This is a genomic window from Desulfogranum mediterraneum DSM 13871 (assembly GCF_000429965.1).
Classification (GTDB): Bacteria; Desulfobacterota; Desulfobulbia; order Desulfobulbales; family Desulfobulbaceae; genus Desulfogranum; species Desulfogranum mediterraneum.
On the sequence record NZ_AUCW01000020.1, the window covers coordinates 17,171 to 40,509 of the forward strand.

A 23,339-nucleotide genomic window follows, 5' to 3' on the forward strand; every position below is an offset into this window, starting at 1 on the left:
GCAACAAGGGAGTCTCCCCATGAATATCAGTTATGATTTTGTCGTTCCTACAGCCAAAGAGTATACCAAGGCCCTGAAGGCCGTCAAAAAACAGATCAGTGCGCAGCAAAAAAGCATGCTGGAACGCCACTTCAGAAACCTACACCACACCGCGAGCTTTGCTCAGCTGGCCCAGGCCATGGGGGCGGAGGAGTACCAGCAGGCCATTGACAGCTACAACCAGCTCGGTCAACTGCTGGGCGATCAGCTGGGCATGGGCTATCTGGAGAGCGTTTCCCGGCCAGGCGAGCCCTTCTGCTGCAGTGCCCTGGGCAGCGGCAACCCCTATCGCGCCGAGGATGCAGAGTACCAACTGGTGATGCACCGCGAGCTGGTTGAGGCGATCTGGAAGCTCAAGTGGTTCAAGTAAGGGAGTGGGGGGCGTAGCACAGTGGCGGCCACAACCCTCGCTCTCCCCAGATGAGGTCCTGAATCAGGTGAGCGGGTAATAAAAAAGGGCAGAGAAAGAGCTGCCCCCCGTAGCCCCCAAGGGGTCCCCATGGGATCCGGTGATAATTGCAGCAGAGCCTCTTTAGTGGTATGTAGAGAGGATGGTACGCAGATACATACGATTCATCCCCAATACCCTGTCCATGCTGCGGCTGCTTCTGGCCGCCATCTTTCCCTTCAGCCCGCCCGGGCTCTGGCTGTGGCTGATCATCGGCAGCGGCTGCAGCGATGTACTCGACGGCTGGATTGCCCGGCGCTGGCAGCTGCAGAGCCGTCTGGGGGCGATCCTGGACGGGGTGGCCGACAAGCTGTTCATCCTGGCAGCCCTGCTCACCCTTGCCGGCAGCGGCGCCTTCTCCTTCTGCTGGATCCCCCTCCTCCTGGCCCGCGACCTGCTGGTCGCCTTTACCGCCGTCTATGCCGCGGCCATACGCTCCTGGGGATCATTTAACAAGATGGAAGTGCGCTGGCCGGGTAAGCTGGCCACCGCGGCTCAATTTTTGCTGCTGCTGACCGCGGTCATCTTTCCCCGACCCGTCTCCCCCCCCATCCTCTGGCTGGCGACGACCCTCAGTGTGCTGGCTGCCTCTGATTACGGCAGGCTCTTTGTCCTGGAGCTGCGCCTGCGGGCAGCAGCCAAGGAAGGCGAGTCAGGCCGAGAGTAGGTCGCAGATAGGCCAGCGACCGGCCCCTGCCCCAGGCTGCCGATAAAGAAGGCAGAACCGAAGAGGGCAAGGGGACCACTGTCCGGCGGAAGCTGATCAATCACGCCAGCCACCGCAAACCAGATTCACCGAGATCCTGGAATAGGAGGGCAGAACAGCCGAGACCGGCAAGCGGTCTGACCGGCGGCCGCAGCTCCCCAGACGCTCCAGGCAGCGCTACTCACCGCCTGCCTCTTCTTCGCCCTTGGCAGAGACCGGCGTATCCTTTACCGCCTTTGCCTCCTTTGCCTCTTTAGCCGCCTTCTTCCTGAAGCCGCCTGTTTTGGTCTGTTTCTTGAGCTTGAGTTCCTCAACCAAGAGCCGGTAGTCGATCTGCTCCTGATGCAACCGGGCAAAACAGGTGGCGATCACGGCAATCGCATTGGGCACGCTGCCCTTCTTCTTGTAGGACTGAATATTTTTATCACTGACCTTGATGAGCTTACAAAACTTCGGCAGGGTAATCTCGGCATCAAGCAGCATCTTTTTAAATTCTATAAATGTCATGGCATCTACCTGTCCATACCTCTTCCACCATAATTCTCGATCGTTCCTTCCACCAGATCCATCCTGGAGCGCCTGCAAGATATACCGACTTGGGAACAGACTTGTCAATCAGCATCGCCGCCCAGCCCTGGTGATGGTTGCTTCACCTTGAGCGCTCAGAGCAACCGATCCGCCCATGGAGCAGAAAAAAGGGGTGCGCTCTCCGACATTCCCTTTGCTCGTCAGGACGCAGACCCAAGGAGACTTGACGCTGCCTCCAAGACTGGATTCCCGCTTGCGCGGGAATAACGACTACAAAGAGACCAACCATGTACCTGCATCCCGGATTCCCGCCTGCGCAGGATGGACAGCCAAAAAATGAATGACCTGGAGGGGAGAGCAGCCCGCTGCCAAGGCGGTGGCTGATCCGAGGGATACAGCTATTAAACCCTTGACAAGGGTATCCGCCAACAGTACTAATAGTAATATAATATAACTAAAAGTTATATCAACAACTGGATGAACGAAACCCCGCTTTAACCACCCAAACATGGAGGAGCTGATGGCCAAGGATAAGAAAAAGAAGCTCGACAAGAAGAAGGCAAAAAAGAAAGAATTGAAAAAAGGCAAAAACAAGGATCTGAAAAAGGATTTGAAAAAAGCTAAAAAGAAAGAGTTGAAGAAGGCGAAGAAGAAGGAACTGAAAAAAGGCAAGAAAGCGAAGAAGAAGTAATCCTGCCCCGCTCAGTTGCGCCCATGGGGGCCCGCTCGAGGGCACCCATGGTTGGTTTCCCCAGGTTCGTCCCTCATTACAAAGGTCACTGCCAATGATGGCTCGGCTGATCTTGAGGGTACCTTGAAAAGTGTCCCTGCAGGCGGGCATCCCGCTCAAGGCTGGGGTCTCTCTCCTCCAGGACTGGATTCCCGCCTGCGCGGGAATGACGACTACACAAGGGCTATCCCCTCGCTGCTCATTCTCTGGCAGCTCCGGCTAGCTCCCATCTCCTCACAGTATCCTCTATTCAATCTTGTCCAGGGTGGCACAATCCCAGCAGCAGGATATCCGGGTCCCCTGGGAAGAGCTTTCAATCACAAACAGTCCCGCAGTCAGCTCCACCCGCTCACGCATACTGATCAAGCCCAGGCCGCACCTCTGCCGGTCATGCCCGCTCTGTCCGCTCTGTCCGGAGGCGGTTTCCGCCCTCTCCAGGATCTCCTCTCCAATGCCGCAACCATCATCCCGGACCGACAGACAGAGCTGCTCTCCTGCTGCGCTCAGGCTGATATCCACCTGCCCTGCACCGCTGTGCTTGGCGATATTATTCAAACTCTCCTGGACGATACGGTAGATCCCTATCTTCAGGGAAAGCGGCAGGGAAGACTCCTCCACCCGCAGGTCAAGGTTCAGCGAGATAGCACGATAGATCTTGGTATACTCATGACAGTGCCACTCCAGGGCCTCGAGCAGGCCCAGGTCATCGAGGAGAGATGGGCGCAGCTCTTTTTGGATCTCCCGAATCAGAACCACAATGTTCTTGACCATGGTGATGACGCTCGACAGGGTCTCCCGCTGCCGGGGGGAAACCTCTGTGATCACATTCTCCACCCCGAACTTGACCGCCGCCAGGCTGGGACCGATGTTATCATGCAACTCTGCGGCCAGTCGTCTCCGCTCCTCCTCCTGGGCCTCCAGTATCCTGGCGGAGAGGTACTTGAGCCGACTCTCCGAGTTGCTGATTTTCCGCTCTGCCTGTTTTCTCTCGGTAATATCCTCAAACAGCAGGGCCACCCGCAGCTGCTGCTCCTTCTTGTCGCGAATATAGATGAAGCTGACCACACCCCAGCTCACCGGGGCCTCCTCCTGCAGCCGGATCTCAAAGGTTCTCGCCTCCAGTGCCTCTGTTCCCCACAAGCTCTGGACAGAGGAGAGCAGAGCGGGTCGATCTTCAGGAGCGACCAGGCGGGTCAGATCCTTGGCTGAAAGGTTTCCCTCATCCCTGAGGATGGCTTGAAAGGCCCGGTTGCTGTAGGAGACGGCAAGATCATCCAACTCTATAAAACAGAGGGCCTCTTTAAGATTATCGGCAAGGAGCCGGAAGCGCAGCTCGCTCTCACGCAGGGCTGCCTCGACCAGCTTCCGCTCGACGATCTCCTCCTGGAGGCGGCTGTTTTTTTGAGCCACCTCCACAGTCCTGCGCCTGACCCGCTCTTCCAGCTGGTTATGCGAGAGGAGCAGGGCCTGTTCACGACGATTGATCTCGGCAATAAAATATCGCGTGGCCCGGCCAATGGCCGTAATCTCGTCGTCCCCTCTCAAGGGTATCTCGGTTACCTCTCCATGGATATGGCCGCGGATCGCCTGCTGGAGTTCCAAGAGCCTGTCCACGATGGTCCGGCGGAGAAAAACCAAGATAACAATGGCACAGGAAAAACCCAGAACAAGGAGCAGCAGCGAGAGGGTGTTGGCCGTCCGTGACTGCCGGCTTGACTGTTGCACCAAGTTCTTGATATGGGCGTTAATCCGCTCAACGCTCTGGCTGGTACTCGACTTGATCTGCTTGGCGATGAATGCATTGGTGATCAGGAGATCGCGAATATCGCTCTCAACGGCCTGCTCCTGCTGGGAGAGGGAGAAGACATTGGTGGTTCCCTGGGCAAAGCTCATCAACTCTGCATAGACCTGCCTGAGCTGCTGCTCCCTTGCCCCGCTCAACCGGGGCAACAGCGCTGTTGTTTGACCGATATTCTCCGCACTCTTCTCCATGAACTCGTTACGGCGAACCTCGCCATCACTGGTAGCCCCTGCAAAGAGAGCGACCACCAGGCCGTTGGCCCGCTGCAAGACCCTGCGCCCTGCCGCAGTGGCCGGAATGCTGCCATCGAGCTCAACCCCAAGACGCTGGATACGGGAGCTTATCCGGTAGAGCCGCAGCCGCACGCGCCCCTGTTCATCGAGCACCTCTGTCATCCGATCGATGTTGCCATGCATATAGCGTGATAACTCGACAAGGCTTTGCAGGGAGACACTCTCCTGGCCATAATCCTCCAACAGGGCCACCTGCTCCTCCCACTGCTCGATCTTCTCCTTAAACTCCCGGGACAGGGACGCACGGACATAGGAGTTGGGAGCGGAGATGAGTTCCGGGGCAATGGCCAGGATCTGTTCCGACTCCTGGACCAGGGCAAGGCTCTTTATCAGGACAGGGAGCTTTTCCTGGGCAACCGCTTCCACCGCCTGGCGGGCCTTGTAGACCACACAGGTGGTACAGATCGCCAGCAGCATCATCACACTGACCAGGAAAAACAGACTTACCTTCAAGCGGTTGGAGATGGTCATCTTCATCATGGCAGGGCCTGCATCCCGCTGCCCTCTGCCTCGGTCCCAGCCTCTGCCCCAGCCTCTGCCCAGTAGAGGGTATCCATGGGGGCCAGCAGTCCCCAAAAACCCTGATTAAGCCCCCTCAGATCTCGATCATAGACCGTGGAGTAGGGCATCGTCGCAAGCCAGATCATAGGACAGTCCTGACGGAGGATCTCCTGAAAGGTCCCATAGATCTCCCCCCGTTGCCGGGGGGAAGAGGCCCGGCCCGCCCGGGCAAGCAGCTCATCCACCCGGGGATTGCGATAGCCGGTGATATTGGACCAGACCACCCCCTTGCGAACATTGCCCGACTCATAGAGTCGATGGATACCGATCATCGGCTCATGCCAGGTAAAGGTGATATCCAGACTCATCTGATACGCCTCCTGGGCAATCCGCTTGCCCCAGGCTATCAGGTCAGGCGGTTCATAGAGCTGCAGATCCACCCCGATGTCGCGGCTGAGACGATAACGCAGATACTCCAGGAGCGGACGGGTCAGGAGACGGGCATTGGGCAGGGCGGTGATGGCAACCGTCATCCTCTGCCCGTGCTCATCGCGGGGATAGCCGGCCTCGTCCAGGAGGCGGTTCGCCTGCTCAAGATCCTGGTGCAGGGGGTGCGGCGGGGGACTGTAATAACGGTGTCCCGGGACAAGAGGGCCATCCATCGCCAACCCGGTGGGCCCCAGGATGTACTCTGCGATGAAGGCCCGGTCAATGGAGAGCGAGAAGGCCCGGCGCACCCGGACATCGTCAAAGGGTTTTCTCCGTACATTCAACTCAATACCAAGCATGGCGCCGATGCCTGCGAAGCCCCTGGTGGTGGAAACCAGCCCCTCGGGCCAGATCAGGGAGCGGCTCCCCGCGAGTACCGGAAAGAACCCGGTCAGCTGTACATCTCCGGCCTCCAGGGCCATGATAATCTCGGTAGGCCCGGAAAAGATGCGAAACTCGATCTCCCTCAAGAGAGGGCGGTCGGCGATGAAGAACTCCTCAAACCTCTCGAGCACAATGGCATGCCCGGGTTGATAGGAACGGAGACGAAATGGCCCCGAACCGACCACCTGCCAGTTGGCTGGATTGGTACGGATATCTTCGCTGTTGCCATAGACATGCTCTGGCATGATCGGGGTCAAGGCTGCGGTAAGTGCCTGAAACAGGGCAGGATAGGGATAGGAGAGAAAGATGGTGAACCCATGCGCTCCGCTTACCTCCATCCGCTCTATGGGGGAGAGCATGGTGGAAAATGGGTGGTAACGACGCACCGTCTGGATGGAGAAGAGCACATCCCGGGGAAGAACAGGACGGCCATCATGGAAGAGTGCCTCTTCCTGCAAAACAAATTCTACCTTTTTGCCGTCAGCGGAAACCTGCCAGCTCTTTGCCAGGTATGGCCCGGGCACCCCGTTGCGATCACAGCGGACCAGCCCTGCAAAAAGCTGGGTACCGACCAGGCCGGTGAGGGTGCCGGAGTGGAGTCCCGGATTAAAATGGGGGGGCTCGTTGTTGAGGGCCACCCTGAGGGTATCTCGCGACCCAGGCTCCTCTGCCCGGACGAGCAGGGGCGAGACCGAGAGGACGGCCAGCAGGAAGAGGAGCAGCCAAAAAATGCTGAATGAGGAGGTGCTGACGGAGAATCGAACCCCCATTTACTCCTCCACCAGCAGACCATGCCGGCGTGCATAGTTGCTCAGGTCCAGGATATTGTGCAGATCCAGCTTACGCATGACGTTGCTTCGATGATTATCCACGGTCTTGGGCGAGATGCACAACAGCGAGGCGACCTCCCTGTTGGTGTTGCCCTCTGCCACCAGCTTGAGCACCTCACGCTCTCTCTGGGTCAGGATATCAAGGGAGGACTCCTGCTCCTCGCTGTTGAGAAAATATCGATCCAATACCGAGCTGGTAAATTCGGAACTGATATAGGACTTCCCTGCCAGGATCACCTCCACGGCCAGATGAAACTCCTGCTGGTCGGCCATCTTCAGGAGATAGCCCTTTGCCCCTGCCTGGAGGGCAGCCCGCAGATACTTCTCTGAGGCGTGCATGGAAACCACCAGGATCTTGGTCTCGGGGGCGATCTTCCGGATCTCCCTGATGGCCTCCAGACCGCCCAGGTTGGGCATGGAGAGATCGATCAGCAGCAGGTCGGGCTGCTCACGACGTACCAGCTGGATCGCCTCCAGACCGTCACCCGCCTCACCAACCACCTCGAGGCTCAGCTTGCTGGTCAGCATCAGCCGCAGACCGTCCCTGAAGAGATTATGGTCTTCTGCAATCACCACCCTCGATTTTTTGTCGCTCATCACCATCCACCACTCCTCTCTGAAAAAACTGTAACCGATCACGGGGTGTGTGATCATGAATATTACTTGCCTCCAGCGCTGCCATCTCAGAGGCAAGATAAATCGCTTCCTGAGTACGTATACTACTCAGCCCACATTACCCAGCGGTGCAACGAGGGGACTGATTTTTTTCTCTTTAAACCCGGGAGACAGATTTATTTTCAATACAAGCCAAGAAAAAAATCAGTCCCCTAGCTCTGTACCGAGAAATTCAATCTGTCTCCCGAAGGCAGAAGAAAAAGAGCAGAGCCTCATGGGTAATCAGAATGTTTTTTCCTTACGGCCCCAGAACCGCCTGCCACAGCCGTGCAAAGAAGGCAGCAAGAATAATCATCACAAAACCCCTCTCCCCCCAGGATAAGCCAGCTCCTCCCCAGTCATTATAGGGTGCCTCCCAGAGAGATATAGGGTGGAGCCCTCATGTTGGTTTTTCCCAAATAACCCTATCTTAGGAACCAGGAGAAGAGAACACTTTTCAACAGGGCAATTGCCGCAATCGTCCAACAAAAAAACGGAGGATGTATGCTAGAAACGTACAGTGGTTTTAACACGTTAGGAATCATCGGAGCGATGCTGCTCCTGGGAATATTTTTACGCTCAAAGGTGAAAATCTTCCAGCAGTATCTGGTCCCTGCGGCCATCATCGGCGGCCTGGCAGGATTCTTCCTGATCAACTTTGAGATCATCCCCTTTACCAGCGACAGATTCATCCCCTTTACCCTGCATGCCTTTAACATCAGCTTCATGTCCCTTTGCCTGACCCGAAGCAGAACCACCAAGAAAGACCCCAATGCGACCAAGGAGTATCTGCGGGGCAGCATGTGGCTCACCATGACCTGGAGTACCACCTTTGCCATCCAGGCACTGGCTGGGGCACTCGCCCTCTGGTTATTCAACATCGTCTCCGGAGGCAGCCTCTCCCATGCCTACGGTTTTCTGGTCACCCATGGCTTCACCCAGGGACCGGGACAGGGGCTGGCCATCGGTGGGATGTGGGAAGAAAACTTCAACGTCGAGAATGCCCGCAACATCGGCCTGATCTATGCCAACATCGGTTTCCTGGTCGCCTTTATCATCGGCGTCCCCATTGCGAAATACCTTGTCTCCAGAAATCTCAACACCAACAAGAAGGCAACCATAAGCCCTGAATTTTTAAAAGGCATCTACGACCGATCCAAAAAACAATCCATGGGCAACGAGACCACAGTCTCTGCCAACGTCGAAACCCTGGCCGTCCACATCGCGGTGCTCGGCTTTGCCTATATGCTGACCTACTTCTGGCTGAGTTGGGCGGTACAACACCTGGCCGGTCTCCCGGGAGGCACCTACTTCAACTTCGGCTTCTTCTTCCTCCACGGGCTGGTCATCTGTCTGCTCATTCGCACCGCCATGGAGAAGCTTGGTTGCGCCCATTTACTGGACCATGGCGTCCAGTGTCACATCACCGGGCTTGCCGTTGACATCATGCTGGTCGCCAGCTTCATGAGCGTCAAGATGGCCATCCTCAAGGCCTACATTGTGCCGATCCTGATTGTCTGCCTGGCTGCAACCCTCGTCACCCTGATGCTGATCTGGTTCTTCGGGAGGAGACTGCAACACCTGGGACCGGAGCGAATGGTCACGACCATTGGCTGCTGCTGCGGGGCAACCGCAAACGGCCTGCTGCTGCTGCGGATCCTCGACCCGGACTACTCCACCAGCGTCTCCCTGGAACTCGCCTTTTTCAATGTGGCCATCGTTGCCGTCACCTTCCCGCTGCTCGGCTTTGTCTCTCCCCTTGTTCCGGGAATGAACGTCCTGGAACTGGTCACCTACTATGGCGTCTTCGGGATCATCACCACGGCCTGCCTCTACGCCTTGGGAAAAATGAATTTTTCCCCGAAAGAAGAGGTTCCTGCCGCAGCCACAGCCAGCCAACAGATATAAGGGACGGATACTCTGATGCGTACTCTCTATACCAATGGTACCGTTGTTACCATGGACCCACGCCTGCCCCAGGCAGAGGCCCTGGTCCTGGAGGATAACACCATTATCGGCGTCGGCAACGGTGAGGATATGGCCAGGATCGCCGGCAGCAGCTCCCGCACTGTTGATATGCAGCGGGGAACCCTGTTCCCCGGGTTCAACGAAACCCATAACCACCTCTCCATGTATGCGCTCTGCAACCAGCATGCGTACCTGGGGGCGTGCACCACGATCTCAGAACTGCTCGCTGCCATCAGGCAGCACTATAGCGGGAGCGAGCCTGAGATCTATATTGGCTACAGTTATGACGACACCAAACTCGCTGACGGCCGGCAGATTACCCGGCACGACCTGGACCAGATCCGTTCGGATGTCCCGGTGGTGGTCTACCATATATCAGCCCACCTGGGTTTTCTCAACTCAAAGGCCTTGGATTTTTTCCATATCCATGGCGATACCCCCTCTCCGGCAGGAGGAAAGATTCACAAGGACCAAGAGGGCCTGCCCACGGGACGGCTTGACGAACTTGCCTGGTTCAATCTGGTGGAAAAATTCCCTGCTCCTGATCCAACCCTCTACCAGGGACTCCTGGAGAAGGCCATAGCGGATTTCAACTGCCAGGGGATCACCGGAGTCCACGATGCCGGACTGGGCATCGAGGGGGCGCCGCAGATGGTCTTGAACTCCTACCAGAACCTGGCAGCGAACCGGCAACTCAATGTGCGCACCTTTCTCTCGGCCCTGCCCCAGGTCTTTGCTGAACTTGCCCCAGAGCCTCTGCTGGAATTTGGCGATGAGATGGTCAAACTCGGCGGGGTGAAACTCTTTATCGACGGCTCGATCCAGGCACAGACAGCAGCGCTGCTCGCCCCCTACAGGGGAAGTGAGGAGTGGAGAGGGGAGCTGGTCATGACCGAGGAGGAATTTGCAGCAGAGCTGCTCAGGTACCACCGGCAGGGGCACCATATCTCCAGCCACGGCAATGGCGATGCTGCGATCGAGGCCATTATCACGGCCACGGAGGAGGCACAGCAAGAGTGCCCCCGGCTTGATGCCCGACACATGCTGATCCACTGCCAGATGGCCCACAGCAGCCACCTGCGCAGAATGAAAAAGATCGGGATGATCCCCAGTTTTTTTGGGATGCATGTCCACAACTGGGGTGATCGGCACCGGGATCTCTTCCTTGGCCCTGAACGGGCAGAGCGGCTTGATCCGGCAGGCGAGGCAGAACAGATCGGCCTGCCCTTCACCCTCCATGTGGACACCCCGGTCCTGCGACCACAGGTGCTGCCCTCCATAGAGACCGCCATCACCCGCAAGACCAGTGGCGGCGATCTCCTGGGCAGCGAGCAGAGGACCACCCAGTACGGGGCCATTGCCGCCTACACCAGTACGGCGGCCCTCTGCAGCCATTCGGAGAGATTCAGGGGAACCCTGACCGTGGGCAAGCTGGCTGATATGGTCCTGCTCGACAGGGACATCTCCAGCTGCGCCCCTGAACGGATCGCAGAGGCCCGGGTACTGCAAACCATAAGCGATGGCCGCCTGGTCTTCGAAGGCTAGCCAACAAGAACCTGAACCGGCAAGCGCCCTTTTCCCAGGGCAGCTTGCCGGTTCAGCCCGAGCCTACAGCTCTTTGCCAGGCCTGTTTTGGCATGAGTAAAGCGAGGCCTTCTTTTGCCCCGACCTCTCTTCCCCCAGTCTACCTTTACGTATTCCCTGAAATTTCCTGGCTTCCGTTGTTACAGTTGTCTCACCCTTCCCTCCTCTCCTGAGGGAAGAGAGGAATCCACCTCGAGTATCACCGAGGAATAAGCATACTCCCATAAACAAAAAAGTTGCCAGGCCAAGACCTTTAAACTATCCTGTATTTTCAACCCCTCCATCCTGACCAGTCCGCTGTCACCTTTCCCCCCCAAAAAAAAACAAAGAGATTGACCTACAGGTAGATCAGCACGATGGTATATACCACGACGTGGGACAAGAGAAGGCTCGACACGATGACATTTAGTTCTGTGTATTAAAAATGGTTCAAAAATATTTTCTAAACAAATCAGGCACAACAACGATACACTGTCCTTCCTGCAAAGAGGCAAGAAGGGTACAATCCAAAAATGGCTCCAAAAAAAGCTATGCTCTAAGAGTGAGGTGCAGCTGCAACCATATCTTTAAGATTGAGATTGAACACAGGTTACAATACAGAAAAAAAGTGAACTTGAGCGGGGAATACAAAAAACTAGACGAAAGAGACAACGCCTACAGGCACTGCATGATACAAGATATATCAACAACAGGGATAGCCCTACTCTACCTGGATAGCTTTAAGCCGAGCCCTGAGGATATCATCGAAATTAAATTTTCTCTAGACGATCGAAAGAGAAGCAGAGTGCACAAAAAAGCAAGAATAATCCATGTTAACAGCGAGAAGAAAACCTTAGGCGCAGAGTTTATCGAATCTTACAACACTAATGAAGACAAAAACATATACTTTTACCTATCCCAAAACTAACAACAAAGGCAAGACGGCTTATCACCTCAATTAAAATATAAAAACGCCATTCAGCAGCACAGGACACGGACACGCCACCTTTCTTTTCAAAAAAATTCGACCTGGCCTCTATTTACGCGCTTACCTATTTTCCGGCTCAGGTTGCTTTCCGCAACCTGGCGATTCCCCCAGCAAGCACAGAATCGTTTTTCCCAAACAACACGAGGCGTCACCCTCAACCACCAAACAGAGGCAACGATACCTTTCCAGACTCACCATTGCCCACCCCAAGACAAACTCGAAGCTTCCCGGCCCAGATTCTACCATGGAAAGGACGGCTTTATGCCCGGCCGTGCCGACGGTTGAACTGGCAGCCTAACATGAGCAGGGATTTCACCTAAAGATCAGAAAAGCTTGTCCGAACTGGTGGAACCACCTCTGTATATTGCTGGTGAGTCACGATCTTGAGCTTCTCCGCAAATGTTGTCACAGAGTCCTTGATCTGAACCAATGGAAAGCATGACAGGAAAGAGAGGGCAGACCGTGTTTAATAACGGTCTGCCCTCTCTATGCATAGATTACTCTACAGAAACTCAGGATCTCCCCAGGGAGGGAAAACGCCGGGCCACCAGCTTGAGCAGATGGGGAGAACAGTAGATCGGCAGCTGGGAGACTGCCAGGTAGAGCCAGGTGAGCTCCGGCACCACCCCGCCGGTGGCGGCAAGCATCAGGCCCATGTTGCGGTTGGAGGTCATGAAGGCCAGGCCCAGGGCCCGCCCCCGTCCCGAGGGCAGAAAGACCAGCAGGGTGCTGATCAGGATCGAGAAAAATACCAGCATGGCCAGGGCCGAGGTAAGGACAAAGTACAGGGGTGCGCTCAGCAGCTGCCGACCCACATTTTCCATGATGGCTGCGGCAAAGATAAAGAGGATGATGATGTTGAGCCCGTCCAGCGGCAGGCTGTAACGCCGGATAAGCGGCAGGCTGAACCGTCTTCGCACCAGCAGCCCCACCAGCGCGGCCCCACCGAGAATGGCGGCCAGTTGAGCGGCCAGGGCCAGGGGAGGGATGAACAGGGCGGAGCCGGCAAAAAAATGGGCAAAGAGGGGTGCGGTCAGCGGCACCAGGCCGGTACTGAGCACCAGGGTAATCAGGATCAGGGTCGACTCCATCCCCATCAGGGCGGCCAGGGCCGGGGCCGACATGATCGGCGAGGCCACGGCCTGGAGGAGAATACCGAGGAAGAGCGGTGTCGAGCGCTGGTCCAGCTCAAGGGCCAGCCCCAGGCCGCCGATGGCCAGGGGAATGATCAGCGAGGTCCAGCAGAGGACCGCCAGCACCAGCAGGGGACGATGGAGATAGCCCTTGAGGGCGGTGGTATCCATCCGCAGAAAGGCGATGGCCAGCAAGAGAAAGACCGCCCCGCTGAGGTGCGGTTTCAGGGCAGCGCCCAGAGAGGAGGGCATGACCGTCCCCAGGGCCAGAGAGATGGCCACGGCCAGGGTTCCCTGCCGCCCCAGCCAGGTGAGCAGGGCAAGGGGCAGGGCAATACCGCTTGAGACGACTCCATGCATGCACCGACTCCTTGCAGATCCAAGAGGGAGGGAGGTGAGAGAGGCTGAAAGGCCAGGGACTGCCGAACCATACCCTGCCGAGCGGCCAGCCGCAACCAAGCCCTTGACAACGGAGAACCATCCAAGCCCCCAAAACACTGAGCCGGCCATCTGCGTTGCCTCCGAGAGGGGCAGCCACCCCTTCAGCAGGGACGCCAGCTAAAGAAGCTAAAGAAGCTGGCGCGGCTCCAATCCGCTTCGTACCCTGGCATGGGGCTGCTGTCAGCCCTCGTCTTCGGCGGCGCAGATTTCGGCCATCCGTTTACCGGCATCAAAGTAGTGGTTTCTGATGCAGCTCTCCAGGACCACGGGATCACCCTCTTTCAGGGCATCCACGATCTGCTGATGGCGCAGGTAGACCTCATGGGCGGTATAGAGCTGGAGCCAGTGCCGAAAGAGCAGGAACTTGGAGAGTCCCTGACAGGAACGGCGGCAGAACTCCAAGAGCAGCTCATTGTCGATCCGGGAGAAGAGGACCGTATGAAACTTGTCATCCAGGGGGGTAATCCGCTCGATGGGTTCTTGATTTTCTGCCACCAGTCGCATCTTCCCGGCAATCTCTTCCAGCTTTTTGAGATCCCTGGGCGTATACTGGTCCAGGACGGCACAGACTGCCGCGGCCTCCAGGATGCCGCCGGTGAAGTAGCTGTCCCGGATCTGTTTAGGGCTCAGTTTGGTGATGAACTTCCCCTTCTGGGGAATCCAGACCACCAAGCCCTCTTTGATCAGGACCTGGAGGGCCTCCCGTACCGGTGCCCTGCTGATGGCAAGCTTCTTGGCAATGACCAGCTCCTTGACCTTGGCCCCGGGTTTATAGGTCCCATCCAGGATAGCCTGCTTGATGTTGCTGACCACAAGGTCGGTATAGGTGTGTTTTTCTATTTCCAAAATCCTCTTCCTTTCAGGAAACAACCGCCGGGGCGATTCATTGGCTGGGGCCCAGCGGCCAGGGACATTCAGCCCTGAGCTATGCCGCAAGATGACGATAAAAGAAAGGAAAATTTCTCTGCAGAAAAATCCTGTCGTGCCTTCAACAGCTCGGTTGCCGCCTGGATATTCGCCGCCAGGATGGGTACGGCCTGCTCCAGGGCGGCCAGGTAGACATCGGAATCCTGGGCCGTGAAGGCCGGTATCTTCCAGACCCGGATGGCCGCCTCAGACACGGCCATGGAGAGTACGGCCGCGCTCCCGGGCATCAGCCCGCCGCCGCCGACCAGGTCATGGAGCCCGGAGGACATGAAGGAGATGCCGCCGGCATCCTCACTGACCAGCAGGGCAAGCTCGGCGATGAGCGCCACCTTTTCCCTGGCGGTTTCCGCCCGGGCCAGGCTTGTCCCCAAGCGGGCTATCCGCTCACCCAGCCGGCGGGTGGCCTCTGCCATCTCAGCCCTGCCCCGGGGGTAGGCGTCCTCGGCCGCAAGACAGGCAAGCCCGGCCCGGCCGATGCCCTGGATCAGGGCGTCGTAGACCACCGGATTGTCCACCTCCCGGTTCATCCGCACCCAGAGGCTGTTCTCCTCCCTGCCCTTGCAGATCGCCGGCACATAGGCCTTGCTCTCCAGGATGATGGTGGGCAGCATATCAAGGCCAAGGGTCTCCATCAAGGCCCCCTTTGGCCCCAGCATGATGTTCCCCTCCAGGTCCTCATCCGGACCGATGCCGCCCTCATTGGCGTTGAGGATGGCCAGCACCGAGACCGGTACCCCCTGGATATCCAGCACCGCCCCCAGGCAGCGACCGACCTTGCCGGCCATGCCCTCGGGACAGGAGTGGAGCTGTCCGGGATAACGTTTTTCCAGGGTATCCATCACCGCGAGGCAGGCGGCGGTCTGCAGGGCCACGGGCAGCTCCAGGCAGCCCTGGCCGTAGATGCGGCCAAAGGCGGCAAAGGCGGCGCTCTGACTGTAGACGCCATCCAGGCCGATCACCCGGCGACAGAGGCTGGCCTCGTGGGGGGTGATCCCCCTCCTGGCCCAGGCCGCACCGGTACCGCCGTCCTGGGTATGGACGGTGATCCAACCGGTATCGATATCCGCCTCCACCGCCGTGATGGTGGTGCAGACCGGAAAGGCCCGGCGCAGGAGACAGGCGATCACCGCAAAACCGGCGGTGTCATCCTGGACAAAGCCGGAGTGACTGTGGACATGGCCGGCACCGGCGTGACCGCTTATGCCGAGAATTCCCTTGGAACCACTACTCTTCTTTACTTCCACGCTATGCTCCTTGGAGGCTGATCACCGGCTAAGCATACCCTGCCCTGCTCTTCGCCGCCACCCTGCAGCCCCTAGAGGCCGGGCAGCCAGAGGGCAATCTGGGGGATGAAGGTCAGGGCCAGCAGGGCCAGCACCATGGTGAGGAGAAAAGGCATCACCGCCAGGCTGAGCCGCTCGATGGAGATGTTGGCAATGGAGCAGCCGACAAAGAGGTTGACCCCCACCGGCGGAGTGAGAAAACCCATGGATGAGGTCACGATCATCACTATCCCGAACTGGATGGGATCAATCCCGAGGTGCCTGACCACCGGCAGGAGCAGGGGGGTGAGGATCAGGATGTTGGCCAGGGCGTCCATGAAGGTCCCCATAACGATCAGAAAGAGGAGGATGATGGGCAGCAGGATGTACTTATTATCCGAGATCCCCACCAGGATCTCCACCAGCATGTTGGGCAGGTTGTAGAAGAGCAGGATCTGCCCCAGGGCCGTGGCCGTGGCCACCACCAGGAAGATGGAGGCCGTGGTCAGGGCAGTGCCCTTGAAGACATCGATCACCTTCTGCCAGCTCAGGGTCCGCAGAAAGATCCCCTCGGCGATCAGGGAGTAGACCACGGCAATGACCCCGGCCTCGGTGGGGGTGGTCAGGCCGCCGTAGATGCCGCCCAGGACGATGATCGGCACCATCAGCGCCGGCAGGGCATCACGAAAGGCGACCAGGATCTCCTTGAACGGCGCCCGGCTGCCGGAACCGGTAAAGCCGTACTTGCGGGCCAGGATATAACTGCAGATCATCAGGGCCAGGCCGACAAAGAGGCCGGGAATGATCCCGGCGATGAAGAGATCACCCACCGAGACCCCGGCAGTGGTGCCGTAGATGATCAGGGGGACGCTGGGGGGGATGATCACCCCCAGGCAGCCGGCTGCGGTGTTGACGGCCGTGGAAAAGGAGGTACTGTAGCCCTCCTTCTTCATGGCAGGGATCATGATCCCGCCGACGGCGGCCACCGTTGCCGGGGCTGAGCCGGAGAGGGAGCCGTAAAACATACTGGTCAGCACCGAGATATGGGCCATGCCGCCGGTGAGGTGACCGACCAGGGCCCTGGAGATTGCCAGCAAACGATGGGCCATGCTGCCCTTCTGCATGATCTCGCCGGCCATGATGAAGAAGGGGACCGCCATCAGCGGAAAGACATCCAGGGAGGTGACCATCTTCTGGATCAGAAATTCATAGGGCAGCATATCGCTGGCCGTCATGCCGACGACAACGCTCAGGCCGATGGCCACGCCGATGGGCACACTCAAGAGGAGAAAGGTGGCCAGGGAGAGAAAGGTGAGGGTAATAGCCAGATCCATGGTAGGGGCTCCTTAATTGTGATCCAGGGGTGCAGGATCGATCTTTCCGGTGATTACCCACCAGAGTCGTTCAATCGTTCTGATCGTCATAAAGCCCATGCCCACAGGCATGCAGAGGTAGACCCAGTAGGCCTGGATCTCCAGGGCCGGGGTTTTCTGGCCGGTACTGGCGAGAAAGATCACAAACTTGACCCCCAGGACCGTGACAAAGAGACAGAAGGCGATGGTGCACAGAGAGGCGCAGATCGTCGCAAAACGAGCGAGTCTTGCCCCGAATATGTTGCGGATGACCGTCACCTCAAGATGCCTGTCCGCCTGGGTCGCATAGCTGCAGCCCACATAGACTGCCCAGATAAAGAGGTAGCGGGCCATCTCTTCGGACCAGTCCAGCGAGTTTTGCAGCACGTATCGGTTAAACACCTGGATCGCGGTTATCCCGGTCATCATGACCAGTGCCAGGGATGAGATAAGCTTTTCCACACTGGGAATGGATGATTTCGGTGGGGTGCGCATGATGCTGTTCTCCATAAATCATAAGGCCGGGCAGAGGGTAGCTGCCCGGCCAAGCGGACAAACTTACTCGCCTGCCATGGTTGCCTTGGCCCGCTCGATCAGTTCCTTACCGATACGCTCCTCGAACTGGGCGTAGACTCCGGCAGTGGCCTCTGCCCAACGCTTTCGTTCTTCCGGGGAAAGGACGGTCACGGTCACGCCCTTATCCTTGAGCTGGGCCATGATCTCTTTTTCACCGTCCCGGATCAGCTTGCGCTCGTAGAGCTTCACCTCTTCAAAGGTGGTCAGCAGCAGCTCCCTGTTCTCCGGGGAGAGGCTGTCCAGAAAACGCTTGGAGATCATCACCAGGTGGGGGGAGAAGAGGCTGTTGACGATGGTCACGTGGTTGTTGACTTCAGGGAAGTTGTTGTACCAGGCCAGGTTGAGGTCAATGTCGATGCCGTCAACGGTCTTCTGCTGCAGGGCGGTGTAGACCTCACCCCAGGAGATGGGGGTGGGGTTCATGCCCAGGGCCTTCAGGGTGGCGATATGGGCCTTGGATGGGGTGGAACGGATCTTCAGCCCCTTGGCGTCCTCCAGGGTTGTGACCGCCCGGTTGTTGTTCCAGAGGTTGCGAAAACCGATCTCGATATATCCCAGGCCGATGATGCCGCTCTTTTCCAGGGCCTTGGTGGCGTTCATGCCGATGGGGCCGTCGGTTATCTTGTCGGTGGAGGGATAATCAGGGAAGAGAAAGGGCAGGTCGAAGATCAGGAATTCATCGGAAAAGGGGGCCAGATTGGGGGTGGAGGCGGAACCCATCTGGAGCATGTTCAGCTGCAGCCCCTGGACCACGCTGTCAAAGTTGCCGAACTTTGAGCTGTCAAAGATATCGACCCGGAAGGCGCCGTTGGAGCGTTCCTCCATCAGCTCTTTGAATTTGATAAAGGCCTGACCCATGGGATGCTGGGGCACGTTGGGATGGGCAAGTTTGATGACGATGGGCCCTGCAAAAGCGGAAGCTGCTCCCATGCAAAGGCATAATGCTACTGCGGTTACGATGGATCGAACGGATTTCATTGGTTCCTCCTGGGGGGATTAGGGGGAGTGGGACGCAACAGGTGTTGGTTCCCGCTCATATTCAACAGGCTGTACTACACACATATGGATGATCTTCCCTGCTGCCGGGAAGTTTCCGGCAGCAGGGGATTGTAACTTACTCAAAGGTATCAAGGTAGGCATAGAGCGCCGGTGAGCCTCCGGTATGGAGGAACAGGACGTTGGCTCCGGGGGCGAAGTGATCGTTGCGGACCAGGTCAATCAGGCCGGCCATGGCCTTACCGGAGTAGACCGGATCCAGCAGGATGGACTCGGTCTGGGCCAGCAGCTTCACCGCCTCGACCATGCTCTCGGTGGGCAGAGAGTAGCCCGGTCCCACGTAGCCGTCAAAGCAGGTGATCTCCTCTGCCGGCACGCTCTCGCGTACCCCCAGACGGGCAGCGGTTTCCAGGGCCAGCTTGTGGACGATCTCTTCCTGGACCGGCTTGGTCCGGCTGACGTTGATCCCGGAGACCGGGATCCCGGCATTGCTGCCGTACATTCCCACCACCATGCCGGCATGGGTACCGGCGCTGCCGCTGGGCACTACCATGTGGTCGATCTTGAGGTTACGCGCAAAGAGCTGCTGCTGGATCTCCTGGGCACAGGCCACGTAACCGGTGGCGCCGATGGCGTTGGAGGCCCCGCCGGGGATGATGTAGGGCTTCCTGCCGCTGCCCTCTACCTCTGCAGCCAGCTGCTCCATTGCAGCCATCATGTCCGAGCCGCCGGGGACCACGGTGATGCTCTTCACCCCCATCAGCTTGAACAGAAAGTTGTTGCCGGAACCGTCTTCCCGGTAACTGCCGGCGACCCGTTCTTCCAACACCAGGTGGCAGTCCATCCCCTCCTTCACGGCCCAGGAGAGGGTGAGGCGGCAGTGGTTGGACTGGACCGCACCACAGGTGATGATGGTGTCTGCGCCCTTTTCCAGGGCATCAGCGATACAGAAGTCCAGCTTTCTGGTCTTGTTGCCGCCGGCACAACCGGGAAGAAGATCATCACGCTTGATAAAGAGGTTCACCTTGTTACCCAGGGCTGCCGAGAAGGCGGGAAGCGCCTCGATGGGGGTGGCATCCTGAACATAGTTTCTTCTGGGGAATTGGGTCAGATTCATTCTATTGCCTATGAAGGTTAAATTAAAAAAAATAATTAGGGGATAAACACGACTGCTTCAATTTCGATATCAGCTCCCAGGGGGAGCGCTGCAACCTGGTAGGCACTCCGTGCCGGACAGGGGGTCTGGAAATACTCTGCGTAGACCGTGTTGACCTCTTGAAAGTCCTTGATGTCTGCCAAAAACAGCGAGACCTTGACCACGTCTTCCAGGCCTGCTCCGGCCGCCTTGATCACGGCGGCAAGGTTCTTCAGGGCCTGATGGGCACGCAGGCTGATCGCTCCCTCAGGGATGGTGCCGGTTGCCGGGTCGATGGGCAGCTGGCCGGAGGTAAAGAGCAGATTGTTGGCCTGGATGGCCTGGGAGTAGGGTCCGACTGCTCCAGGGGCTGCACTGGTCTCGATTACTTTTTTCTCTGTCATTCGCTTGCCGATATGCTGAGATTTTATCATCTTTCGCAGTGCACCAAGACACTGCAAATCCGTTGTTAGCGATGAGCCAAAATGACGAATGTCGACATTTTTTGTGATTTCCTTATGCCAGAGTTGAAAATAGTTGTCAAACAAAAAGAGCAGAGAGCAGGGCTAAAAAACCGGGCTGTCAATCATTAAAAAGTGATGAAACTGAACAGTCCTCCTGATGAAGAGGGTTCTTCCCTGCTGCTCCAGCCCAGTGAGATCGACAGAGCCCCCTGGCCATACTCCACTGAAATGTTACGAGAAAAACAGAGCTCTCCCCGGGGGGCCCTGCCCCGGACCCTGCCTGGGAGGGGTGAAAGAGTTGACAGGGACGATGAACCGTGTAATTAAATGTCGAATGTCGACATTTTTTTTGGATAACTCAAACCCTTCAGTGATCTCTTGGGGAAAAGAAGGTCCTCACTGCAAGCGACAATCGGTCAAAGATAGATCCTGAAAACAGCCGGCCAACGGCTCACCTTAACCACACAATCCGGAGCTACAACCATGGATCACACCACCTTGGACCCGCAGGACTGGGAGGCCTTCCGACAGACAGCGTATACCATGCTGGATGAGGCCTTGAACACCATGATGACCGCCAGGGAGGGCAGGGTCTGGACCCCCATGCCCGCTGAGATGAAGGAGGCGCTGAACAGGGAACTGCCCAGCCAGGGGATCGGGCCGGAGGCGGTGCAGGAAAAGATCAGCGCCCTGCTCCCTTACGGAGTGGGCAACACCCATCCCCGCTTCTTCGGTTGGGTGCACGGGGCCGGCAGCCCCGGCTGTCTGCTGGCCGAGATCGGCGCTGCAGCCATGAACGCCAACCTGGGAGGACGGGACCATGGGGCCATCCATGTGGAGAAGCAGGTCCTGGAATGGTGCAGAGAGATGATGGGCTTCCCTGAAGGTTCCAGCGGCCTGCTGGTTTCCGGCACCTCCATGGCAACGGTGATCGCCCTGAAAACCGCCAGGGACCAACGCCTCGGGGTCTCCTGCAGAGCTGAGGGCCTGGGCGATCCCGGCCTGGTGGGCTATGCCTCTGCCCAGGCCCACTCCTGTCTGCAGCGGGCCTTTGATCTCCTGGGCCTGGGCAGTGATGCCCTCCGCCCGATCCCCTGCGATCCATCCTTTCAGTTGGACCTGGGGGCCCTCAAAAGACAGATCCACAGGGACCGGGAGCAGGGGCTCACCCCCTTCCTGGTCATCGGCACAGCCGGTTCGGTCAACCTGGGGGCCATCGACGACCTGGATGCGCTGGCCGATATCGCAGTAGAAGAGGAGCTCTGGTTCCATATCGACGGTGCCTTCGGGGCAACAGCTATCCTGGCCGATGATCCGGCAATCAACCTCAACGGCCTGGACCGGGCCGATTCCCTGGCCTTTGACTTTCACAAGTGGCTCCATGTCAACTACGATGCCGGCTGCATCCTGATCCGCTCGGCCAAGCTGCACCTCCAGGCCTTCAGCGGCCGGGCAGAGTATCTCCAGGCAGCCGGCCAGGGCCTGGCCGCCGGCAACCCCTGGCCCGTGGATTTCGGGCCTGAACTCTCCCGTGGCTTTCGGGCCCTGAAGGTATGGGCCCACCTCCAGGAGCACGGCACCGACAAGCTGGGGGCTGCCATCCGCCAGAACTGTGCCCAGGCACGCTACCTGGGCAGCAGGGTTGCCGCCTCCCCGGATTTTGAGCTGCTGGCACCGGTGCTGCTCAATATCGTCTGTTTCCGCTTCACTGCTGCAAATCCCGGGGAGCTTGATGAACTCAACCAGGCCATCGTGATCCAACTCCAGGAGAGCGGTACCGCCGCCCCCTCCACCACCCAGCTCCATGGCCGCCTGGCCATCCGGGTCAACCTCACCAACCATCGCACCGAGACCGCGGACCTGGACCTGCTGCTGCAAGAGGCCTGGCGCCTCGGCCGGACCTTGGGCGAAACTGCATAGTCGAGCAGCCTGCCTGTGATCTGGTGGATCACCGGGGGCTGGGTGACCATTCGGGCCGCCCTCGGCCTGCTGCGTATCTGGCCGGGAACGGCAGGCAGCCCGCTCATCCCCCCTCATCGCCCCTGAATAATCGACACAGCTCTTGCCCTGTTTTCAGGGCGTCTGCAGCGAGAACTCTGAGATCTGGCGGAGTTCACGGCAGAGGTGTTCTTGAAAACAGCGCTCCGTCACGGTCTCCTCTTTATCCCGAAAGCGCACACAGGATATGGAATTTTCCAATTTTTGGGGAGTGATTCTGATCGGCACAATGGTCCCCCGGGCAATCTGTCTGCTGATGAGATGACTCACCGTAATCCCCAGCCCCAGCCCCTCTTCAATGGCAGCAACGATCGCCGTGGCGCTGTCGGCGACAAAAACCAGGGATAAGGCCGGAGGGGCCTCCCCAAAATGGAGCTTGAACCAACTGCGAAAAAGGGCAATATCCGTCTTGTAGCCGATGTAGTTCTGCCTGATCAGTTCCTCATAGTCTGCTCCGAGGACCTGCTCTTCATAGACCTCTCTGGAGCAGGCCAGGACAAACTCCTCAACAACCATGGACTCGATGGTATAGGCCCTGTCCCCGCCTGGAGTATCCAAAAAGATGGGCAGGATATCGATATAGGCAAAATCAAGTTCACCTGCTGCAACCTGGCCAAAGAGGTGGTTGGGATCCCCCAGCTCAAGCTGAAAGGAGACCGCCGGGTAACGGCGATGAAAGGAGGCACAGACCTGGGGCAGGTAGCGTTGCCCGAACTCAGCAGGGGCGCCGATGCGCAGCAGGCCGGCAGGTGTTTCCCTGCTCTCATCGAGGTGCCTGAGGCCGGCTTCAAGCTCTCCCATGAAGCCCTGGACAATGGTGTAGAGTTTCTGGGCGGCTGCAGTGGGAACCAGGCGCCGGTTCACCCTGGTGAACAGGGCGGTCTGCAGCTCTTCTTCCAATTTTTTCAGATGCTGGCTCACCCCGGACTGGGTGAGATGTAACTGCCTGGCTGCAGCGGTGCTGCTCTGCTGGTTAAAGATGTGATAAAAGACCTTTAAGCGGTTGAAATCGGGAAGCATGGCGCCCCACCCTTTCGGTAAGTTTTAATAATCAAAAACAGTAGAACGATTAATTTTACTAATTAACGCTTCCTGCCGTATGATGCAAGCGTTCAAGGGGATCAGCCCCGGCA

The 23,339-nt window shown here is 57.9% G+C and carries 20 protein-coding genes; 7 read left to right on the plus strand and 13 right to left on the minus strand.

What is annotated here, in order from left to right; genetic code table 11:
* The first annotated feature begins 19 nt into the window (after nt 1-19).
* Together G494_RS0110695 and G494_RS22910 are read left to right on the plus strand one after the other, a co-directional pair.
* Nucleotides 20-409 (plus strand): hypothetical protein, encoded by a 390-nt coding sequence (locus G494_RS0110695; RefSeq protein WP_028584543.1) that lies wholly within the window; start codon nt 20-22, stop codon nt 407-409.
* A gap of 181 nt (nt 410-590) precedes the next feature.
* Nucleotides 591-1,154, plus strand: coding sequence for a CDP-alcohol phosphatidyltransferase family protein (locus tag G494_RS22910; protein ID WP_051305598.1), 564 nt, complete (start codon nt 591-593; stop codon nt 1,152-1,154).
* Between the two features lie 216 nt (nt 1,155-1,370).
* Here the strand turns inward: G494_RS22910 and G494_RS22915 are convergent, their stop codons facing one another.
* Nucleotides 1,371-1,700 (minus strand): hypothetical protein, encoded by a 330-nt coding sequence (locus tag G494_RS22915; RefSeq protein ID WP_051305599.1) that lies wholly within the window; start codon nt 1,698-1,700, stop codon nt 1,371-1,373.
* A 541-nt stretch (nt 1,701-2,241) separates the two neighbouring features.
* On the opposite strand from G494_RS22915, the gene G494_RS27255 reads away from it, so the two are divergent.
* The gene (locus tag G494_RS27255) at nt 2,242-2,412 is read left to right on the plus strand and encodes a hypothetical protein (RefSeq protein WP_167331681.1); all 171 of its coding nucleotides are present in this window, start codon (nt 2,242-2,244) and stop codon (nt 2,410-2,412) included.
* A 285-nt stretch (nt 2,413-2,697) separates the two neighbouring features.
* Here the strand turns inward: G494_RS27255 and G494_RS25410 are convergent, their stop codons facing one another.
* From G494_RS25410 to G494_RS0110725, 3 genes are read right to left on the minus strand one after another with little or no spacing between them, the layout of a single operon-like run.
* A complete protein-coding gene (locus G494_RS25410; RefSeq protein WP_028584544.1) occupies nt 2,698-5,025 on the minus strand; it encodes an ATP-binding protein in 2,328 nt (775 codons plus the stop codon).
* The gene (locus tag G494_RS22925) at nt 5,022-6,689 is read right to left on the minus strand and encodes an ABC transporter substrate-binding protein (RefSeq protein ID WP_051305600.1); all 1,668 of its coding nucleotides are present in this window, start codon (nt 6,687-6,689) and stop codon (nt 5,022-5,024) included. The genes G494_RS25410 and G494_RS22925 overlap by 4 nt, the downstream gene beginning before the upstream one ends.
* Nucleotides 6,690-7,403, minus strand: coding sequence for a response regulator (locus tag G494_RS0110725; RefSeq protein ID WP_232362529.1), 714 nt, complete (start codon nt 7,401-7,403; stop codon nt 6,690-6,692).
* A gap of 504 nt (nt 7,404-7,907) precedes the next feature.
* Here G494_RS0110725 and G494_RS0110730 point away from each other — a divergent pair.
* From G494_RS0110730 to G494_RS26130, 3 genes are all read left to right on the plus strand, one after another.
* The gene (locus tag G494_RS0110730; protein ID WP_028584546.1) at nt 7,908-9,311 is read left to right on the plus strand and encodes a sodium/glutamate symporter; all 1,404 of its coding nucleotides are present in this window, start codon (nt 7,908-7,910) and stop codon (nt 9,309-9,311) included.
* A gap of 15 nt (nt 9,312-9,326) precedes the next feature.
* Nucleotides 9,327-10,916: an amidohydrolase gene (locus G494_RS0110735; protein ID WP_035246196.1), complete on the plus strand. Its 1,590-nt coding sequence runs from the start codon at nt 9,327-9,329 to the stop codon at nt 10,914-10,916.
* A 463-nt stretch (nt 10,917-11,379) separates the two neighbouring features.
* On the plus strand, nt 11,380-11,862 hold the full coding sequence (locus G494_RS26130) for a PilZ domain-containing protein (RefSeq protein WP_084456679.1): 483 nt from the start codon (nt 11,380-11,382) through the stop codon (nt 11,860-11,862).
* A gap of 572 nt (nt 11,863-12,434) precedes the next feature.
* On the opposite strand, the gene G494_RS0110745 is transcribed toward G494_RS26130, so the two are convergent.
* The 8 genes from G494_RS0110745 to G494_RS0110780 all read right to left on the minus strand — a co-directional run bounded on the left by G494_RS0110745 (nt 12,435) and on the right by G494_RS0110780 (nt 20,178).
* Complete coding sequence (locus G494_RS0110745; protein WP_028584549.1) at nt 12,435-13,415, minus strand: hypothetical protein; 981 nt, start codon at nt 13,413-13,415, stop codon at nt 12,435-12,437.
* A gap of 261 nt (nt 13,416-13,676) precedes the next feature.
* Entirely contained in the window at nt 13,677-14,342 is a 666-nt protein-coding gene (locus G494_RS0110750) for a GntR family transcriptional regulator (RefSeq protein ID WP_232362530.1), read from the minus strand.
* Nucleotides 14,343-14,410: 68 nt separating this feature from the next.
* Nucleotides 14,411-15,667 (minus strand): hypothetical protein, encoded by a 1,257-nt coding sequence (locus G494_RS0110755; protein ID WP_028584551.1) that lies wholly within the window; start codon nt 15,665-15,667, stop codon nt 14,411-14,413.
* Between the two features lie 71 nt (nt 15,668-15,738).
* Nucleotides 15,739-17,019, minus strand: coding sequence for a TRAP transporter large permease (locus G494_RS0110760; RefSeq protein ID WP_028584552.1), 1,281 nt, complete (start codon nt 17,017-17,019; stop codon nt 15,739-15,741).
* Between the two features lie 12 nt (nt 17,020-17,031).
* Nucleotides 17,032-17,532, minus strand: a complete 501-nt coding sequence (locus G494_RS0110765) for a TRAP transporter small permease (RefSeq protein ID WP_028584553.1) — start codon at nt 17,530-17,532, stop codon at nt 17,032-17,034.
* 63 nt (nt 17,533-17,595) lie between these two features.
* Nucleotides 17,596-18,591: a TRAP transporter substrate-binding protein gene (locus G494_RS0110770; protein WP_028584554.1), complete on the minus strand. Its 996-nt coding sequence runs from the start codon at nt 18,589-18,591 to the stop codon at nt 17,596-17,598.
* 136 nt (nt 18,592-18,727) lie between these two features.
* Entirely contained in the window at nt 18,728-19,726 is a 999-nt protein-coding gene (gene cuyA, locus G494_RS0110775) for a D-cysteate sulfo-lyase (protein ID WP_028584555.1), read from the minus strand.
* Between the two features lie 35 nt (nt 19,727-19,761).
* The gene (locus tag G494_RS0110780) at nt 19,762-20,178 is read right to left on the minus strand and encodes a RidA family protein (RefSeq protein ID WP_232362531.1); all 417 of its coding nucleotides are present in this window, start codon (nt 20,176-20,178) and stop codon (nt 19,762-19,764) included.
* A 513-nt stretch (nt 20,179-20,691) separates the two neighbouring features.
* Here G494_RS0110780 and G494_RS22930 point away from each other — a divergent pair.
* Nucleotides 20,692-22,128 (plus strand): pyridoxal phosphate-dependent decarboxylase family protein, encoded by a 1,437-nt coding sequence (locus G494_RS22930; RefSeq protein ID WP_035246198.1) that lies wholly within the window; start codon nt 20,692-20,694, stop codon nt 22,126-22,128.
* 153 nt (nt 22,129-22,281) lie between these two features.
* Here G494_RS22930 and G494_RS0110795 read toward each other — a convergent pair whose 3' ends face one another.
* Complete coding sequence (locus G494_RS0110795; RefSeq protein ID WP_028584557.1) at nt 22,282-23,226, minus strand: LysR family transcriptional regulator; 945 nt, start codon at nt 23,224-23,226, stop codon at nt 22,282-22,284.
* Nucleotides 23,227-23,339 lie beyond the last annotated feature (113 nt).

What these genes read in the sequence shown, in the direction of transcription:
- G494_RS0110695 (WP_028584543.1), top strand. Translation starts at nt 20, where the DNA reads ATGAATATCAGTTATGATTTTGTCGTTCCTACAGCCAAAGAGTATACC.
- G494_RS22910 (WP_051305598.1), top strand. Translation starts at nt 591, where the DNA reads ATGGTACGCAGATACATACGATTCATCCCCAATACCCTGTCCATGCTG.
- G494_RS22915 (WP_051305599.1), bottom strand. Translation starts at nt 1,700, where the DNA reads ATGACATTTATAGAATTTAAAAAGATGCTGCTTGATGCCGAGATTACC.
- G494_RS27255 (WP_167331681.1), top strand. Translation starts at nt 2,242, where the DNA reads ATGGCCAAGGATAAGAAAAAGAAGCTCGACAAGAAGAAGGCAAAAAAG.
- G494_RS25410 (WP_028584544.1), bottom strand. Translation starts at nt 5,025, where the DNA reads ATGATGAAGATGACCATCTCCAACCGCTTGAAGGTAAGTCTGTTTTTC.
- G494_RS22925 (WP_051305600.1), bottom strand. Translation starts at nt 6,689, where the DNA reads ATGGGGGTTCGATTCTCCGTCAGCACCTCCTCATTCAGCATTTTTTGG.
- G494_RS0110725 (WP_232362529.1), bottom strand. Translation starts at nt 7,403, where the DNA reads ATGATCACACACCCCGTGATCGGTTACAGTTTTTTCAGAGAGGAGTGG.
- G494_RS0110730 (WP_028584546.1), top strand. Translation starts at nt 7,908, where the DNA reads ATGCTAGAAACGTACAGTGGTTTTAACACGTTAGGAATCATCGGAGCG.
- G494_RS0110735 (WP_035246196.1), top strand. Translation starts at nt 9,327, where the DNA reads ATGCGTACTCTCTATACCAATGGTACCGTTGTTACCATGGACCCACGC.
- G494_RS26130 (WP_084456679.1), top strand. Translation starts at nt 11,380, where the DNA reads ATGGTTCAAAAATATTTTCTAAACAAATCAGGCACAACAACGATACAC.
- G494_RS0110745 (WP_028584549.1), bottom strand. Translation starts at nt 13,415, where the DNA reads ATGCATGGAGTCGTCTCAAGCGGTATTGCCCTGCCCCTTGCCCTGCTC.
- G494_RS0110760 (WP_028584552.1), bottom strand. Translation starts at nt 17,019, where the DNA reads ATGGATCTGGCTATTACCCTCACCTTTCTCTCCCTGGCCACCTTTCTC.
- G494_RS0110765 (WP_028584553.1), bottom strand. Translation starts at nt 17,532, where the DNA reads ATGCGCACCCCACCGAAATCATCCATTCCCAGTGTGGAAAAGCTTATC.
- G494_RS0110770 (WP_028584554.1), bottom strand. Translation starts at nt 18,591, where the DNA reads ATGAAATCCGTTCGATCCATCGTAACCGCAGTAGCATTATGCCTTTGC.
- cuyA (WP_028584555.1), bottom strand. Translation starts at nt 19,726, where the DNA reads ATGAATCTGACCCAATTCCCCAGAAGAAACTATGTTCAGGATGCCACC.
- G494_RS0110780 (WP_232362531.1), bottom strand. Translation starts at nt 20,178, where the DNA reads ATGATAAAATCTCAGCATATCGGCAAGCGAATGACAGAGAAAAAAGTA.
- G494_RS22930 (WP_035246198.1), top strand. Translation starts at nt 20,692, where the DNA reads ATGGATCACACCACCTTGGACCCGCAGGACTGGGAGGCCTTCCGACAG.
- G494_RS0110795 (WP_028584557.1), bottom strand. Translation starts at nt 23,226, where the DNA reads ATGCTTCCCGATTTCAACCGCTTAAAGGTCTTTTATCACATCTTTAAC.